Annotated in this window: 15 protein-coding genes; 12 read left to right on the forward strand and 3 right to left on the reverse strand. The window is 48.3% G+C overall.

The genetic code is table 11. From position 1 onward, the window contains the following. Positions 1 to 47 precede the first annotated feature (47 nt). The 3 genes from recN to spo0A all read left to right on the forward strand — a co-directional run bounded on the left by recN (position 48) and on the right by spo0A (position 4,244). Positions 48 to 1,733, forward strand: a complete 1,686-nt coding sequence (recN, locus tag FPL14_RS26270; RefSeq protein WP_182300494.1) for a DNA repair protein RecN — start codon at positions 48 to 50, stop codon at positions 1,731 to 1,733. A gap of 128 nt (positions 1,734 to 1,861) precedes the next feature. Continuing rightward, positions 1,862 to 3,190: a SpoIVB peptidase gene (spoIVB, locus tag FPL14_RS26275; RefSeq protein WP_182300495.1), complete on the forward strand. Its 1,329-nt coding sequence runs from the start codon at positions 1,862 to 1,864 to the stop codon at positions 3,188 to 3,190. 241 nt (positions 3,191 to 3,431) lie between these two features. Then, complete coding sequence (gene spo0A / locus FPL14_RS26280; RefSeq protein ID WP_182300496.1) at positions 3,432 to 4,244, forward strand: sporulation transcription factor Spo0A; 813 nt, start codon at positions 3,432 to 3,434, stop codon at positions 4,242 to 4,244. A gap of 282 nt (positions 4,245 to 4,526) precedes the next feature. On the opposite strand, the gene FPL14_RS26285 is transcribed toward spo0A, so the two are convergent. Next, positions 4,527 to 5,039: a hypothetical protein gene (locus FPL14_RS26285; protein WP_182300497.1), complete on the reverse strand. Its 513-nt coding sequence runs from the start codon at positions 5,037 to 5,039 to the stop codon at positions 4,527 to 4,529. 285 nt (positions 5,040 to 5,324) lie between these two features. On the opposite strand from FPL14_RS26285, the gene FPL14_RS26290 reads away from it, so the two are divergent. Continuing rightward, positions 5,325 to 5,717, forward strand: a complete 393-nt coding sequence (locus tag FPL14_RS26290) for a hypothetical protein (RefSeq protein ID WP_182300498.1) — start codon at positions 5,325 to 5,327, stop codon at positions 5,715 to 5,717. Positions 5,718 to 5,789: 72 nt separating this feature from the next. Here FPL14_RS26290 and FPL14_RS26295 read toward each other — a convergent pair whose 3' ends face one another. After that, entirely contained in the window at positions 5,790 to 6,026 is a 237-nt protein-coding gene (locus tag FPL14_RS26295) for a hypothetical protein (RefSeq protein ID WP_182300499.1), read from the reverse strand. 168 nt (positions 6,027 to 6,194) lie between these two features. On the opposite strand from FPL14_RS26295, the gene FPL14_RS26300 reads away from it, so the two are divergent. Then, complete coding sequence (locus FPL14_RS26300; RefSeq protein WP_182300500.1) at positions 6,195 to 7,295, forward strand: hypothetical protein; 1,101 nt, start codon at positions 6,195 to 6,197, stop codon at positions 7,293 to 7,295. A 95-nt stretch (positions 7,296 to 7,390) separates the two neighbouring features. Here FPL14_RS26300 and FPL14_RS26305 read toward each other — a convergent pair whose 3' ends face one another. After that, positions 7,391 to 7,759, reverse strand: coding sequence for a hypothetical protein (locus FPL14_RS26305; RefSeq protein WP_182300501.1), 369 nt, complete (start codon positions 7,757 to 7,759; stop codon positions 7,391 to 7,393). A 167-nt stretch (positions 7,760 to 7,926) separates the two neighbouring features. Between FPL14_RS26305 and FPL14_RS26310 the strand changes: the two genes are divergently transcribed. The 7 genes from FPL14_RS26310 (at position 7,927) to FPL14_RS26340 (ending at position 16,419) form a co-directional block, all read left to right on the forward strand. Then, positions 7,927 to 8,319 (forward strand): hypothetical protein, encoded by a 393-nt coding sequence (locus tag FPL14_RS26310; RefSeq protein WP_182300502.1) that lies wholly within the window; start codon positions 7,927 to 7,929, stop codon positions 8,317 to 8,319. A gap of 122 nt (positions 8,320 to 8,441) precedes the next feature. After that, entirely contained in the window at positions 8,442 to 9,005 is a 564-nt protein-coding gene (locus tag FPL14_RS26315; RefSeq protein ID WP_182300503.1) for a hypothetical protein, read from the forward strand. A gap of 357 nt (positions 9,006 to 9,362) precedes the next feature. After that, positions 9,363 to 10,316, forward strand: coding sequence for an ABC transporter permease (locus FPL14_RS26320; protein WP_220471189.1), 954 nt, complete (start codon positions 9,363 to 9,365; stop codon positions 10,314 to 10,316). Positions 10,317 to 10,341: 25 nt separating this feature from the next. Beyond that, positions 10,342 to 11,235: a carbohydrate ABC transporter permease gene (locus FPL14_RS26325; protein WP_182300504.1), complete on the forward strand. Its 894-nt coding sequence runs from the start codon at positions 10,342 to 10,344 to the stop codon at positions 11,233 to 11,235. A 106-nt stretch (positions 11,236 to 11,341) separates the two neighbouring features. Continuing rightward, positions 11,342 to 13,129, forward strand: coding sequence for an extracellular solute-binding protein (locus tag FPL14_RS26330; RefSeq protein ID WP_182300505.1), 1,788 nt, complete (start codon positions 11,342 to 11,344; stop codon positions 13,127 to 13,129). A gap of 136 nt (positions 13,130 to 13,265) precedes the next feature. After that, positions 13,266 to 15,041, forward strand: a complete 1,776-nt coding sequence (locus FPL14_RS26335) for a sensor histidine kinase (protein ID WP_182300506.1) — start codon at positions 13,266 to 13,268, stop codon at positions 15,039 to 15,041. Next, on the forward strand, positions 15,019 to 16,419 hold the full coding sequence (locus FPL14_RS26340) for a response regulator (RefSeq protein WP_182300507.1): 1,401 nt from the start codon (positions 15,019 to 15,021) through the stop codon (positions 16,417 to 16,419). Before FPL14_RS26335 ends, FPL14_RS26340 begins: the two co-directional genes overlap by 23 nt. Positions 16,420 to 16,422 lie beyond the last annotated feature (3 nt).

Consider the following 16,422-nt stretch of genomic DNA (forward strand, 5'->3'; position numbering starts at 1 on the left):
CTTAAACATAAGTTATGATCACTGATCAATGATCAAGGAGGCCATTCATGCTTCGGGAATTATCCATCCACAATTTGGCGGTTATTGAGAACGTATCCGTTACCTTTCACCCGGGGTTTCATGTGTTGACCGGAGAGACCGGGGCTGGCAAGTCGATCGTCATCGATGCTTTGACGTTAACCGCCGGAGGCAGAGGCTCCGCGGAGATGATCCGTCATGGCTGCGACAGGGCAGTCATCGAGGCGGTGTTCGATCTGCCGCAGCAGCATCCGGCTTGGGAAGCGTTGGAGCGTATGGGTGTTGAAGCCGACACGGATGAAACGCTGCTGATTCGGCGGGAGCTGTTGACTCATGGCAAATCGTCCGCGCGGATTAACGGCCAGAGCGTCACGCTAACGATGTTGAAAGAAGTAGGGGAGCATCTCGTCAACATTCATGGGCAGCATGAGCATCAGTCGCTGTTAAGAACCGATAAGCATTTGGAATGGCTTGATCTGTTCGCGGGCGAAGAGATTCAGCGCGTGAAATCAGAATATCGTCGTTTATTTCATGATTATCAAACGATCAACAAAGAACGACGGGAGCTGGAGGACAAATCCCGGCAAGGGATGCAAATGCTCGACTTGTACCGTTATCAGCTGGATGAAATCGCGGCTGCGCGGTTAAAAGCGGGAGAAGACGAATCGCTCGCCGACGAAAGGCGTAAACTAGCCCATGCGGAGAAATTGACCGAATCCGTAACCGAAGCTTATGACTTATTATACGGTACGAAAGGGCTGGCTGCTCTCTCGAGGGCGTTAACTAAGCTGCAGGACATCGTCAAAGTCGATCCGACCGTCTTGCAGCCGTTGGTGGAGCAATTGCAATCGGCTTATTACGGCGTCGAAGATAGCGCGTTTCAATTACGCGATTATAAAGAAGGAATCGAATTTAATCCGGCGCGCCTTGCCCAAATCGAACAGCGGCTGGACGTTCTCCATGGCTTGAAGCGCAAATACGGGGAAACGGTTGAAGATATCTTGAATTATCAGGCTCGTATCCAAGCGGAAACCGATCAACTGGATAATCGCGATGAGCTTCTTAAAGACCTTGAGGCGCGTGAGGAGGCTTTGATGTCAGAGCTTCAATCGAGAGCCGCGGTCTTAACGGAGATCAGAAAATCGGCTTCTCGCGAGTTATCTCGCCAAATCGAGCAAGAACTGGCGCATCTTCAGATGAATCGTTCGGTATTCGAAGTTAAGCTTGGGATATCGGCATTAACGAGCTCCGGCGCGGATACCGCGGAATTCGTGTTGTCCACCAATCCCGGCGAACCGCCGAAGCCGCTTGCCAAGATAGCCTCGGGAGGCGAGATGTCGCGCGTAATGCTTGCTCTTAAAGCTATTTTCGCCCAGATCGACGAAATTCCGGTGCTTGTCTTCGACGAGGTCGATACGGGGGTCAGCGGGAGAGCCGCTCAGGCCATCGCCGAGAAGCTGTCTTTGCTGTCCAGGCACTGCCAGGTGTTCGCGATTACGCACTTGCCGCAGGTCGCTTGCATGGCGGATCATCAATACGAAATCCGCAAGCAGGTGACGTCGCAAGACCGAACTCAGACGTCCGTAACCGAACTAACGGACACGCAAAGAGTCGAAGAGTTGGCGCGAATGTTGGGCGGTGTGGAAGTAACGGAAAAAACCCGCCATCACGCACAAGAAATGCTTAGTTTGGCCAACCAGCAGAAAAACGCGTAAGGACGCGAAAAAACTAACGAAAAGGAAGCTTTTTGGGAACATAAAAGAGGCAAGGCACGGTTACCTTATAGGTACGTTATCGGCGGCATAAAAAAACGCCGGTTCAGACTGTAAGGGAGCGTGAGAACTTGTACCAGAAGCACTCCAGGAAACGTCGCATCGGACTTGTTGTCGTTCTTATGCTATGTATCACCGTTTGCTCCGCGCCTTTTCAGCATTTCGTGAAGTTTCCCAATGAATTAAGGATGTTTCAAGGACAAGCGGTTTCGTTGCATTATGCGATGCCCGTGCATGCTCAAGGCAGCTTAAATACGCAGGTAGCGGAAATAAACGGCAGCAATAACTCCTCCGTACGCGTCGATCTCAGTCAGCCTTTATCTATTCAACCCAAGCATAGCGGCGTTACGGATCTGAAGCTTAAGCTGTTCGGCAGGATTCCTTTTAAGACGGTCCGTCTTCAAGTCGTCCCCGATCTAAGGGTTATCCCCGGCGGGCAAACGATCGGAGTGAAAGTAAAATCGGCGGGAATTATGGTCGTGGGCCATCATTTGGTGAAAACGAAGGAAAACACGAAAGTGTCTCCCGGCGAAGAAGCCAAATTGCGTTTGGGAGATCTGATCTTGGAAATCAACGGCGAAACGTGCAACGATATTTCTAAAATCGCGCCCTACGCCGAAAGCGCTGGCCGTAATGGCGCTCCGTTGAAGCTATTGGTCCAAAGAGGCAAAGAAAGATTCCGTACGTCGTTAAATCCGGCATTCGACGAAGAAGACAAAGCATGGCGTCTAGGCTTATATATTCGCGACTCCGCGGCAGGCGTCGGTACATTGACTTTCTACGCTCCTGATCAAGGCGTATACGGCGCATTAGGCCATGTCATTACCGATATGGATACGCAAACCCCTATCGTTGTAGGAAGCGGAGAGATCTTGCAGTCTAACGTAAATTCGATTTCCAAGAGCCAGAACGGCGAACCCGGCGAGAAGAGAGCGAGTTTTCTTAAAGGAGGTCGCGTGCTAGGCAGCGTGGAGCGCAATACTCCGTTCGGCATTTTCGGCCGGATGAGAGAAGTGCCGGAGCATGCTTACAACCCGGAGCCGATGCCCGTCGCTTTCGCGGAGGAAGTTAAGGAAGGACCCGCGCAAATCCTGACGGTCGTGGAGAAGCAGAAGGTCGAACGGTTTAACATAGAGATCGTTCACGTGTCCAAACAATCCTCCCCGGCGACGAAAGGGATGGTTATCAAAATTACCGATCCCAAACTCATCGAGCGTACCGGAGGAATCGTTCAGGGAATGAGCGGCAGCCCGATTATTCAGAACGGTAAATTGGTCGGCGCGGTCACGCATGTGTTCGTAAACGATCCTACGTCCGGATATGGATGCTTTATCGAGTGGATGCTGCAGGATGCGGGTATTATGCTTAACCCGGAGCAAGCGACTTCTAAGGCGGTTTAACGCCTTAGATTTTGCCTATTTGGGAAAAGACGAACATTTGTCGAAAATGTACGAAACCTATCAATCTTTGACCTATTGTGACGCAAATTAAATATTATATTCGATTTTAATGAATAAATAAAGAAATATTTTTTAAATCGAGAAGGAATACAGAATGGCGATGTCGAAAACGGATAAACAGAGAAACGGTGAGCGTTTTTCGTCAATTAATTCTCGCATAAGAGAAAGGGAGGACCAGACATTGCCACGTATTGAAGTGTTCCTAGCAGACGACAACCGAGAATTTACGAATTTATTATCAGAGTACATCCAAGAGCAGGATGATATGACGGTCATCGGAGTGGCGTACAACGGAGAAGAGGTCATCCGTCAACTGGAAGAAACACGTAGGGTACCGGATGTCATGATCCTCGATATTATTATGCCGCATTTGGACGGACTTGGCGTCCTGGAGAAATTGCGGGATTTGAATTTATCGCCTATGCCCAAAATCATTATGCTCACGGCTTTCGGTCAAGAGAACATTACTCAGCGTGCGGTACAACTTGGCGCTTCTTACTACATACTTAAACCGTTCGATATGGATGTTTTGGCTAACCGGATTCGCCAATTGGCAGGAAACTCCGTCGCAAGTTCGGTTACGTCATCATCCGTGCAGAGCAGCAACAACCGTTCGAACATCGTACAAATCGGCAAGCCGAAAAATTTGGACGCCAATATCACGAGCATTATCCATGAGATCGGCGTACCGGCGCATATTAAAGGGTATCAATACCTGCGCGAAGCGATTACGATGGTGTACAATAACATCGAAATTCTCGGCGCGATTACGAAAACTTTATATCCCGCTATCGCAGAGAAATTCAAAACGACGCCTTCCCGCGTAGAACGAGCTATCCGCCATGCGATCGAAGTCGCTTGGACGCGCGGCAACATCGACAGCATCAGCCACCTGTTCGGCTATACGATTAACATCGCGAAGTCGAAACCGACGAATAGCGAATTTATCGCGATGGTCGCGGATAAGCTTCGGATCGAGCATAAGGTGAGCTGAGGAGGCTTGGCGTAAGGGATTTCGGGTTTTAGGGCGATTGCAATTATGCCCATAAATATCCGAAAAGGTGTATGTAAACCCTATTCATATTTTTGAAGAAGAGCTACTTAAAACCGCTGTTTATTGGGTTCCAAAATCCAATAAACAGCGGTTTTTTTGACCGATATTGAATTTCAACTAGACAATTTTATATTGTATTGCTCATCGAAGAACTTATCCCGTAAGACTTTGGCAAGCTATGATCAAACCTTGAAGTTATTTACCGTTTATCTATGGGAATCCTCACTCGCCTGAAGTCGAACCAATCTTTTTATTCCAACTGATCTGATGAATTTCAATATCTGTTGCCTTATATCTTGCCCATACATCACCACCAAATGACCAGCCCTTTGGCATCTCTCTTTGATATCCATTTTCATTCAATAAATCGTCTTCTTCCTTTGTTACAATGCAACCAATTAAATTATCATTGAGAAATTTATAAACTTCTTGTCTTGACATCAATTCTCCGAATAAGAGCCTTTTTACTATATAATTACGAGGAACTACATGATCGTGTCTAAGTATTTTTGACTTAACACCCTGAGGTTTATCAATATGCTCTAGAGCTTGCTTAGACCAAAACTTACATCCAGTATATTTTCCTTCTGCCTCAGTCCAAAGCCAAGTGACTTCAAATACAACAGCATGTTTTGCCCCAATTGATAATGATTCAGATTGAAGAATATGAAAAACATCATCAGCTAATTGTTCGTTGGTTCGATAATACGGATTTTTTTTGCCACGCGGTGCCATGTATCAATACTCCCCTAATAAGTCCGAAATTTTAATCGCTATTAATTCGGATGTATACCAACCTTTAATAGTTTTCTTTATTTTTAGCGATAGTATCTAACCTAAAAGAAACCTCTTCTCTGTTTTTTCATCAAACAGTCGTAACTTTTCGATTTCATCAAGTGTGGTGGGGAAAGAGCTTAATGTAGTATCGCGAGTTTTAAGCAGGTTGGCGAAAAAGTAATATAAGATGATCTTAAGCAAACCTTATTGGGGAGTGTAAACCATAATTTAGGAGGACGCTATATGAACAGGAAATATATTTTTTTAATAGTAGCTGTGTTACTCGTAGTAACCGCTTTTATTGTACTTACTTATAATGCTAGTAAAGAAGAAAAATACACTGCTGAGTCGGAAAATTGGAAGGTTAGTCTTACTCTAGCTAAAGAAAATGAAAAATTTGTATCGCTAATATGTGAATACATGGGTGAAATAAATGAAACGATCAATCACTTTGAGTATAAGTTAAAAGGAGCGAGCGATTACTTTGCCGGGACAGAAAGAGGCAACTGGGATTCAAAATATATATACAAACATAGTGCATTAAGCAATAGAGCCCTTGTACCAAATGAAAGTAATCAGTTTGAAATTACGATTACTTTTGGTGGTCATACGGAAACATTGAGCTTAACTAAGTGATAGCTTGACTAAGAGCCGGCGTTTCTTTTTTGTTGTTAGAGCGTTGGTTAGATAAATTCTGCGTACCTTCGGTTATTTTTCATGATTAGGAAGTTTTCTAGCAATAACTTGCAGATAGCGAATGACCTCGCCAATGCCTAGAATCAAGATGGTCGCTGCTATTCCAAATAGCAAACCGAACTTTCCCATTTCTTCTTGCCAGCTGAACCCCAAAATTCCTACAAGTATGCCTCCAACAGTGAAGAAGTTAGCCGTTGTTTTGTCTTTGCTTTTAGCTTGCAGATCTTGCTCCTGTTTGTTCTGGCTCATTTTTATCCTCCACTGTTTTTGGATATAGATATAAAGCAGATAGATTCGACGTATTCGTATTTTTTTCCTGCACAAAAGCGAATGTCTATGAACTTCTTGTATTGCCAACTTTTAGACGTTTGTGGTATCTTTGTTGTGCCTTTTGCACTAATTTTAGGGGGAAGAAAGTTGAATCGAAAGAGATTGGGATGGATCGCGGCTATTTTACTTACTTTATTGCTTGTTGGTTGCGGCAGCGACGCCGACTCGACGGAAACGTCGAGTACGAATGAAGGCAAGACGGTTGAAGGAAGCCAAAATCAAGAAAGCAGACTACAAGACGAAGTCACAGTAGGAACGATTAGAATCGGGGATTCGGATGAGAAAATGCTTAGCGAGTTGGGCATTCCTATAAGTTCCGCCAAACTATCCGATTACTCGGAAGAGTTCACTAACGGCGACGATCGGACAATGTATGGCTACCAAGAAGGTACGCTTTATACCGTGGAAGGCGTGGTTTATCAGATCGATTTGTCCAAACAAAACGCCGAAACGAAAAGCGGGTTAGCGAAGTGGGACGATAGAGCGAAGGCTTTGGCGTTGTATAGTAAATACGAGAAAGCGGTAGCCAATCTTCATCAGCTTCAGATTTTGGAGGACGGGTATTTCTTCATCGTTGAATTCGAGGGCGGAGATGCGTCCGAGTTCAGCCTTATCGATGCCAAATATAGAATCAAGCCGAAGCTCGACGCTTTTGGCGAAGCGGAGAAATATAGAGGTACGGCGCTTCATGTCAATGGATTCGGCTCTTGCGGCGATCTCAACGTGTTCAGATACGTTAAGGAGTTGATTGATCCTTCTACCGGGCTGTGGGACGGGAACGAGGGATCATGTTACCCTCATAATAAAGAGCAAAACGAATCTAATCCGGGCACTTATGATTCCGCTGAACAAGAGGATACCGCGGAAAGAAGCGACGGTAGTCAGCCAACCGATAGTGCGACAGAAGCAAGCTTGATCGATGGATTCAAGGGTAAATGGTGCGATTCAGATCAAATGCTGTGTTTTGAAGTTGCGATCAACGATAACGAAACGGGCGGATCCCTCGACTATTATCAGGAACAAGAGCCCTATGAAGAGAAATTTAGAATTCCTTATATGGATGAATACGAGATGGTTATCGAACTTGAAGCCGGGGCAAGCCAAGTCCGACTAAGCTTAAGTGACGATAAACAATCCATGGCGTACGAATCAGATTTCAATACAGCAACTATGATTAGGCAGGACTAGCGCCTACGTGGCGCTTTTCTTATAGTTTTCAATAAATAACGAAATGCCCGGAACGAAATACACGTTCTGGGCTTTTTTTCGCTTTTACGCAGTATTCAGTCAAAACCGCCGCTAAATCCTATCGTAAAGAAAACGACAAATAGAAACGTGATGACGCCGCCCGTCCATACGCCGGCAATCGCCATTCCTCTCCACTTGGAGGAATTGATCGAGATTAACCCGAACACGAGCGACAGAATGGATAAGAGGATCGAAAAGGTGATGGACATTCCAATTGCCGGATTAACGGAATCACTCTCGTATGAGCTAAGTATAATAAGGATCAGGACGAAGAGGAAATCAACGCAAGCTAGAATCATTGAAGATAAAGCAAAAGTTGAACGATCTTTCCTTTGCTTGGATACCGTAATAGCAGGCTTTGCTTGGAAATATACGGGTTCCAATTGGTTAGTCGAAGGCTCCAACTATGATCAACCTTTCCCTTTGAAGTATGAGACAATAGTACCAAATCCTTCAATTGATGGACAGACTTATCCGCAAAATCCATGGAAAAATATACTTTGCAACATTGGAAGCTTGCGCTCGTCTTAATAGACATCTATGGGAGCAATGCCCGAAGGAGAGACTCCATGTGTCCAATAAGTTACGTTATATGATAGCAACGGCGTCGATTGTAGCGGGGTTCGCGATTGCGGCGACGCAGCTTTATGGTTCGGGCAAGGGGCTTACTCTGCTTAAACCGTTCATTCAACCCTTGGCGTCGGTTACGGACGATATTCAACCTGCCGACGGTTTCGACGTACGGGCGAATTTTACGATCGTAGACGACGTGTTAAAGAAGCATTTTTCCGGTGAAACGAAGTTTAACGATTATGGCACGTACTATATCGATAATGAACGGAACAAGTACGTATTTATTCTGGATAAGAACGATGCTGTCACGGAAAGAGTCGAGAAGGAATTGAAGTCGATATTCGGCGATCATGTTTCGTTCACCAAGGCAAAATCCTTTACAAGAATCTAAATCGATGACCGCAACAACGCCGGTGGCGGGCTTGTTTGGCAAATGGTAGAATGTTGGTTATTAATAGAATGAATTCGAGAATAACATGAAAAGGCCAAAAGAAGACGAGGAAGGAAGTTACCATGAAGAAGCTATTGCTGATTTTGCAGATCGCGGCACTGCTAGCCATTGCGTTAACCGTTCAAGTAAGCGCAGCCAGCGCGGCTGCTAAACCGAAGGACATTTTCGCGAAAAAGTACCCGAACGAAATTATTAAACAATTGACAACGGTGGATCTTAACCTGGATAAAAAGTCGGAGCATCTCATTCTTAGCGAATCGGGCAACTTCTACTTAATCAACTCGAAAGGCGTCGTCGTTCTTGTCAACACGGGTATCGTTAGCGACGAAGGATTTGACAAAGCGCGGCTTCGGGTATACTCCGTGAACAAGGGCGAGAAACATGTCGCGGTTTCCTTCGAGTTCGGGCCGTCCAACACCCAACTGTACGCGTACAGATTGAAGAATAACGGACTGAACAAAGTGCTGGAACTCATGGGCGATGAGGGCATCGAGATAGACGGCAAAGGTAAAATCCATATGTATTGGAAGAAATATAAAGACGAAGGCGGATGGGATCCGGCGGAAGCGGTCTATACATGGAACAACAAGACGCTCAAATATAAAGGAACAGGGATTTTGCCGTAACATAACGACTAACTTAAATCGAACGATCCACAAAGAAGCTTGCCTCAAGCCGAAAAACGGCGAACGGGCAAGCTTCTTTGTTTATTGAGTCAGCGGCTTTCATTGTATTCTGCGTCCGTTCGGATAGTAAGGATGGTGTCTCCCGCCCCCTGCGCCTTATATGCTGCCTTCGCATAGCCGGGTAGAAAACGGTTTCATGAAGTTAGAAGTTTGTTCTGGATTTACGAACCGCAGGCAACATAGCGGAAACGCCAATCCATCCCTCCCCATAGTGCGGCGCCATTAAAATAGAGTTGTTAGAAAGCGCTTTCCGGAGAGTTGTCCATAACTCGGGAAAAATGCAACAGGGGGGGTAACATGAAACCGGCCATTCAAAAAAGAACAAACTACATGTCTATCAAAAGCGGCAAAATACCCGAACGTTATCGGCTGTTCCTCTACGCTACGCCACTGCTCTTGTTAATTTTCTTGTTCAGCTATTTGCCATTGTACGGATGGATTTATGCCTTCTTTAACGTACGTCCCGGTTTTTCTCTGTTCCAATCGGAATTCGTCGGCTTGAAATGGTTCAAATCTTTGGTCTCGAATCCGACGCAGACGGCGGAAGTCGTTCGGGTCATGAAGAACACGATGGCTATGAGCGTTCTAGGCATCGTGACCTCTATTTTCCCGGTTATATTCGCCATCTTCCTTACCGAAATTCGGTCGAGCAGATTCAAGAAATGGGTTCAAGTGCTTACGACGCTGCCGAACTTCATCAGTTGGGTGCTCGTGTTCGCCATCGCGTTCATGTTGCTCTCAGTCGATAGCGGAATCATCAACAAACTGATGATCGAGCTTGGTTTCCAGGATAAGGGCGTCAATTATTTGGCATCCGACCAGCATATCTGGCTGAAAATGACGCTTTGGTCGCTGTGGAAAGGGCTCGGCTGGAGCGCCATTCTGTACATAGCGGCGATTACTTCGATCGATCAAGAGCTTTACGACGCGGCGAAGGTGGACGGGGCCGGTAGATTCCGTCTCATGTGGCACATTACGGTGCCTGGCGTTATGCCTACCTATTTCGTGCTTCTGTTGCTATCGATCGCGAACTTCATCAATAACGGGTTGGAACAATATTACGTTTTCCAGAACCCGATCAACAAGAATTCAATCGAGGTATTGGACCTGTATGTCTATAACATCGGTTTGCTCGGAGCGAATTTCTCGTTCGCCACGGCAATCAGCATGCTGAAATCTTTAGTCAGCATCGCGCTGTTATTCTTCGCTAACCGCTTGTCCAAGATCGTACGCGGCGAATCGATCATCTAACCGGAAAGGAAGGAGGTATCCCGACATGATTGAAAAACGCAGCAACGGAGACCGGGTGTTTACGGTGATCAACTATACGTTCTTCGCGATATTTACGCTTCTGTGCGTGTTTCCTTTCTATTATTTGTTCATTCAGACGATCAGCAGCAACGACCTGAGCGCGCGGGGACTCGTCACCTGGTATCCGAAGGATATCCATATCACGAACTATACGAAGGTGCTTGAGATAAAGGGACTTGGCCACGCCGCATTGGTATCTATAGGAAGAACGGCGATCGGAACGGTTCTTACCGTGCTCGGTTCCGCATTCCTCGGTTTTCTGTTCACGAAGCGGAAAATGTGGGGGAGACGCTTCTGGTACCGGTTCGTCGTCATTACGCTGTATTTTAACGCGGGCATCATTCCGTGGTACATCATCATGATGAACCTCCAGATGACGAACAATTATCTCGCTTATATTTTGCCTTCGATCATATCGCCGTTCTACGTCATCCTGATCAAGACGTTCATCGAATCGTTGCCGGAAGCGCTGCAGGAAAGCGCGGAGCTGGACGGAGCGGGAATCATGACGCTGTTTACCCGGATCGTCTTCCCGCTCATTACGCCGATCGCCGCAACGACCGCAATCTTCTCGGCAGTCGCGCAATGGAATTCCTTTATCGATACCGTATTTTTAATGACCGATACGAAATTCCATACTTTGCAATACGTACTGCTGAAGTATTTGAACGAGTCGAATTCGCTTGCTGCCATTATCCGTTCGCAAGGGACCGCAAACGTGGATCTGACGAACCTGCAAACGCCGAATTCGATCCGTACGACCGTGTCCATGATCGTCGTCATTCCTATTTTGTTAGTGTATCCGTTCTTCCAGCGTTATTTCGTGAAAGGCATCTTGATAGGCTCCGTGAAAGGGTAAACATTCCCGTCCTTCTAAGGAGGTGGTGCGGAACGGTTCGGTTTAAGGCAACCGGAACCAGCAATCGCAAGATCAAGTCGTCTAATAAAAAGGGAGGCACACCCGCGTGGCATCGATTAGAAAAACGATATTCGTAATCCTTTCAGTTATTTTGGCGATTTCTCTGGCAGCTTGTTCTTCAAACAACAATAAGCCGGAAGCATCGTCTTCTGCGCCGGCTTCCGCTAACGGGGAAGCTAGTCCATCCGATTCCGCGTCCAAAGAACCGGAACGGGAAGAAATTACTATCGACGCGTTCTCCTTGACTTCCAACTTCACGGGCGAGCAACCGGGCTGGTTCGCGAAACTGGTCAAGGATAAGTTCAACATTAACCTAAACATCATTTCTCCTCAGCTAGAAGGCTCCGACGCGAAGTTCAGCGCGCAGATGGCTTCCGGCAACCTCGGCGACTTGGTCATATTCGGCGGCGCAGACCAGAAGTGGCTGGACGCGATCAATGCCGGCATGCTGCTGGACTGGACGAAGGACGGCATGCTTGAGAAATACGGCCAAAACATGCTGAAGTACGCGCCGAAAGCGTTGGAGAAAAACAAAGTCAACTTCGGCGGCGGCACGAGCATCTACGGAATCGGCTTCGATGTCGGTCCGGACGAGGAAGGCCCGTCCGAAGCGAAGGATTTGAACGGGCATCCGAATATGCGTTGGGATCTGTACGACAAGCTCGGACGTCCGGAAATCAACAAGATGGAAGATTATTTGCCGGTTCTGAAGAAAATGCAAGAACTGGAGCCTAAGAGCGAATCCGGCCGTCCGACCTACGCGTTCTCGATGTGGGGGGACTGGGACGGCAACATGATGGTGCACACGAAAGCATGGGCAACGCTCATGGGCTACGAGGAAGGCGACGGTTTCAATCCGGGAGGCTTCTCGCTCATCTCGGCGGACAAGGACGAGGTGCAAGGCATTCTGGATGAGAACGGCATCTACATGCGGACGCTGAAGATGTATTTCGACGCGAACCAAATGGGACTCGTCGATCCGGATTCATTAACGCAGAAATTCGACGACGCGCAAAACAAAATGAAAGACGGCCAGGTGCTGTTCTCGATCTTCTCTTGGCAGGACGACGTGTACAAAACGCCGGAGCGCCTGGAGCAAGGGAAAGGTTTCCACCTCGTTCCGTTTAAGGAAGAGCGCAACTTCTCCGTCGGCTTCAATCCGTATGGCGGCGATCGTTTCTGGGCGATCGGCTCGAAGACGAAACACCCGGAACGCGTCATGGAATTCATCGACTGGATGTATTCTCCGGCAGGTTACATGGCTTCCAACTACGGTCCGGAAGGTATGTTATACGATCTGAAGGACGGCAAACCGGTATTGAACGAGCTCGGCGTACAAGCGTTGCCGGCAAACGAAACTCCGATTCCGGAAGAGTTCGGCGGCGGTAACTTTAAGGACGGCCGCAACCAATTGTTGAATTCGTTCAAGTTTACGGCGGTTAACCCGGATAACGGCGAGCCATATAACTATGAACTCTGGTCTTCCGAGCTTGCGAAACCGACGAACAAAGTCGACGAAAGCTGGAACAAGGCGATGAACGCGACTTCTCCGCGCGATTACTTGGAGAAGAACGGCATGCTGGCCGTCCAGAAGCCGATCTTCACCGGAACGGCACCAGAAGTGATCCCGGAAGATCTCGAACAGAAGAGAGGCCAGATCGCTCCGGTCATCAAGGAATATTCTTGGAAGCTGATCTTCGCCAAGAATCAAGCGGAATTCGACAAGCTGAAGAAAGAAATGATCGACAAAGCGAAAGGTCTCGGTTACGACGAGGTTCTCGCATTCCACATCGAGCAAAACAAAAAAGTGTTCGAATACCGCAAAAATAGCTAACCATCCGCTGCGAAAGGGTATGGAAGACGCCGCTTAAGGGCGGGTCTTCCAACCTTTTTTCACATTTTTGTTACTTGATGCTTCGCGAACTGGTAACATTGTAGGGAAAGTAAACGATTGGAAGGGGGCATCCGATTTGTCCGCGCTGCGATTTCTCCGCCGAATGCCTCACCCGTTCAAATCGGGAACGCTAAGGCGTACATTGGTTATCTATTTGCTGATCGCGTGCTTGTTTCCTCCCATTCTCTTTTCCGGATATACGTATTCGTCTCTACACTCGATTCTCACGCATAAGATCAGGGCGGGCATAGACGCAAGCCTGAAGCAGGAAGCGATGGGACTCGAGAACGTGCTGAGCAACTTGGATTTCGTCTCGAAGCAATTCGCGCTCGACGGGCAAACCGCCGAAAAGGTGAAGGCTTATTTGAACACGCGAAAAGTGACGGAAAAAGCGGAAATGATGAAAGATATCGAAGAAAGCCTTAACGTGATCAATTTCACGAATCCGAATCTCGGATTGACGGTTTACTATAATCCGAATGAGAGCAATCCCATCCTGTTTACGAATTTGGCCGTCAGTTCATCGTTCGGAATCGCTGAACTGCCGAATTTCGTCCATTACAACGGCGCTTCCTACTTCGGTCCGCACCGTACCCAATACAAGAATAGCGACAATACCGTATTCTCTTCGTTGCGCGAAGTCCGGACGGACGGAGAGCAATCCGTTTATATTTATCTGGAATCCAACAGCAATCTGTTTCGGGAGATTATGAACAGCAAGTGGTATGGGATGCAAGTGTCCCATTATTTAATCAATGAGGTCGGCGAAGCGTTTTACTCCGACGAGGGCGTATCCCCTCTCGATACGGCTTCGTTGCGTTGGGAAATGGCCTCATCCGGCGACCAGCTCCATGAAGGGCATTATTTGTTCGGCTACGAGAGCTCGCAAGGCTGGAAGCTTGTCACGGCGGTAGATAAGGACGCTTTCAACCATGAGATTAACGTCTGGATGTGGCGGATGGGCGCATTGTTCATCATTTCGTTCGCATTCGCGATATTCCTGGCGATGATGATCTGGCGTAAAGTGTACGGCTCCTTGCGCAAGGTAAATCGGGAGATCGTCAGGATGACGGGCGATCGGGAAGCGCCGGTCGTTCTAACCCGCGTGGAGGAATTCGATCAACTGCTGCGCAACTTCCAGGTTATGAAAACAACGGTAAACGAGCTGATCAGCGAAATCTCCAACAACGAACGGATGAAAGGTCAGCTTGAGATGGAGAAGCTTCTCAGCCAGATTAATCCTCATTTCTTGCACAATACGCTGAATACGGTGCAATGGCTGGCCCGCTCCAACGGGCAAGACGATATCGACAGACTGCTTACGCTGCTGGTTCAAGTATTGCATTATAACATGGGCAAGCAAAGCTTGATCGTTACGGTACGGGAAGAGATCGAAGCTCTGAAAAATTACATCGAGCTGCAAGGCTTCCGGTACGACGGGGAACTCGATTTCCATATCGATATCGACGATTCGACCCTTAATCTTCCGATTCCGCGTTTTTTGCTGCAGCCGCTCGTGGAGAACGCGATCTACCACGGGAAGAACGAGGAGCGCGGGGAAATCCGCATCTCGATCAAGTTGACCGCCCGCGGCAAGATTCGTCTGGAAGTAAGGGACAACGGTCCGGGCATCGATCCGGACACGGTACAAAGGCTGATCGGCGGCTCCGGCGACAGGCCGATCCTCGGGATGGGCATCGGTTTGAAATACGTTCGCAGCTTGCTAAGACGTTATTATGGCGACGAGGATTTGCTTATGATCGACAGCCAACCGGGGGAAGGCACAGTCCTCTCCGTCGAAATCCCGAACGACATCAAGGAGGAACGTTATGATCAACGCCTTAGTGGTTGACGACGAGAAGCTCGTTCGCAAAGGCTTTATCGCGATGGCGAATTGGCAGGCGTACAATATCCATTTCATCGGGGAAGCCAAGGACGGTAATTCCGCGCTAAGCATGCTGGGCAAGCATGAGGTGGATTTGCTTTTCGTCGATATCAGCATGCCCGGGATGTCCGGCTTCGAGCTCATGGAGCAAGTGAGAATCCGTTATCCTCAAATCAAATCCGTCGTGCTGACCTGCCACCACGAATTCGATTATGTACAGGAAGCGTTAAGATTAGGCGCAATCGATTATATCGTCAAAACGTTGCTTAACCGCAACAACGTCGACGAAACGATATCCAGAATCTTGAAAAGACTAACTTGGGAAACAAGAGATTCGGCCGTCCCGTCAGCACCCGCCGCCGCGCGCTCGTTTCCCGGCGCGGCGGCGTTCTGCGCGTTCGGCTGTAAAGGGCAGCAGCCGCCGCTGCTGGACCTTCTTCCGACTAGTATCAGGCCGAGCGCGCTCGGTGATTCGTTATGGTTGCACGTAATGGGCAATGCCGAGACGGCGGATTGGATGAAAGAGCTGCCCGCAGAAATAATGGAGCATTGGCAGCCCGTCCATATCTCCGGTTCGTCCAATATCTCGATGTCGGAAGCCAAGACGGCGATCTCCCAGCGTTTGCGGGAGTATTTGTTTTACTGGCCGAAAGGGGAAGCTCCGTCCGTCGTGTCGCTCGAGGATGTATGGGCGGAGAACAGACCGGAGGCCTCCAAAGACGAAGCCGAAGCTCTGTGCCGCGAGCTGGAGAACATGCGGTGGTCGCTATTCGGCAAGGATTGGAAGCGTTTGATGGATAGAATCGAAGAGGGGTGGCCGGCTCCGGATTGCCTGCTGGCATCGGCGGTGCAAATCGCCGAGGATTGGCGGCATTATTTCGAATGGGATGCGGACAGCACCGAACGTTGGATGCCGGCGCGAAAGCCTCGATCCTGGAAGCAGGCAAAAAGCTGGCTATCCGATATGGCAGCCGACATCCAGCGAAGGATGGTCGAGATGGCGTTATCGCGCGAAGTCGCTCTCTGTCTGCTCCAAGCGATGGTCTATATGAAACGCAACGCATGCACGGATTTGAACCAGAACGCCGTAGCCTATCATGTCGGCATGAGCCGGAGCTATTTCAGCCAATGCTATAAGAGGTTTACGGGCATGTCGTTCGGAGAAGCGCTCAGGAAGATGAGAATCGAGCACGCGAAGGAATTGCTAGCGTTGTCGGACTTGTCGGTCTACGAAATCGCGAGCCGGATCGGCTTCGAAGACGACAAGCATTTCAGCAGGGTGTTTCGGGAACGGGTCGGACTGTATCCTACCGAGTTCCGAACGAATAGCGCCGCGAGGGGGTAACCG

This window comes from Cohnella cholangitidis, from assembly GCF_014107495.1.
GTDB classification, from domain to species: Bacteria; Bacillota; Bacilli; order Paenibacillales; family Paenibacillaceae; genus Cohnella; species Cohnella cholangitidis.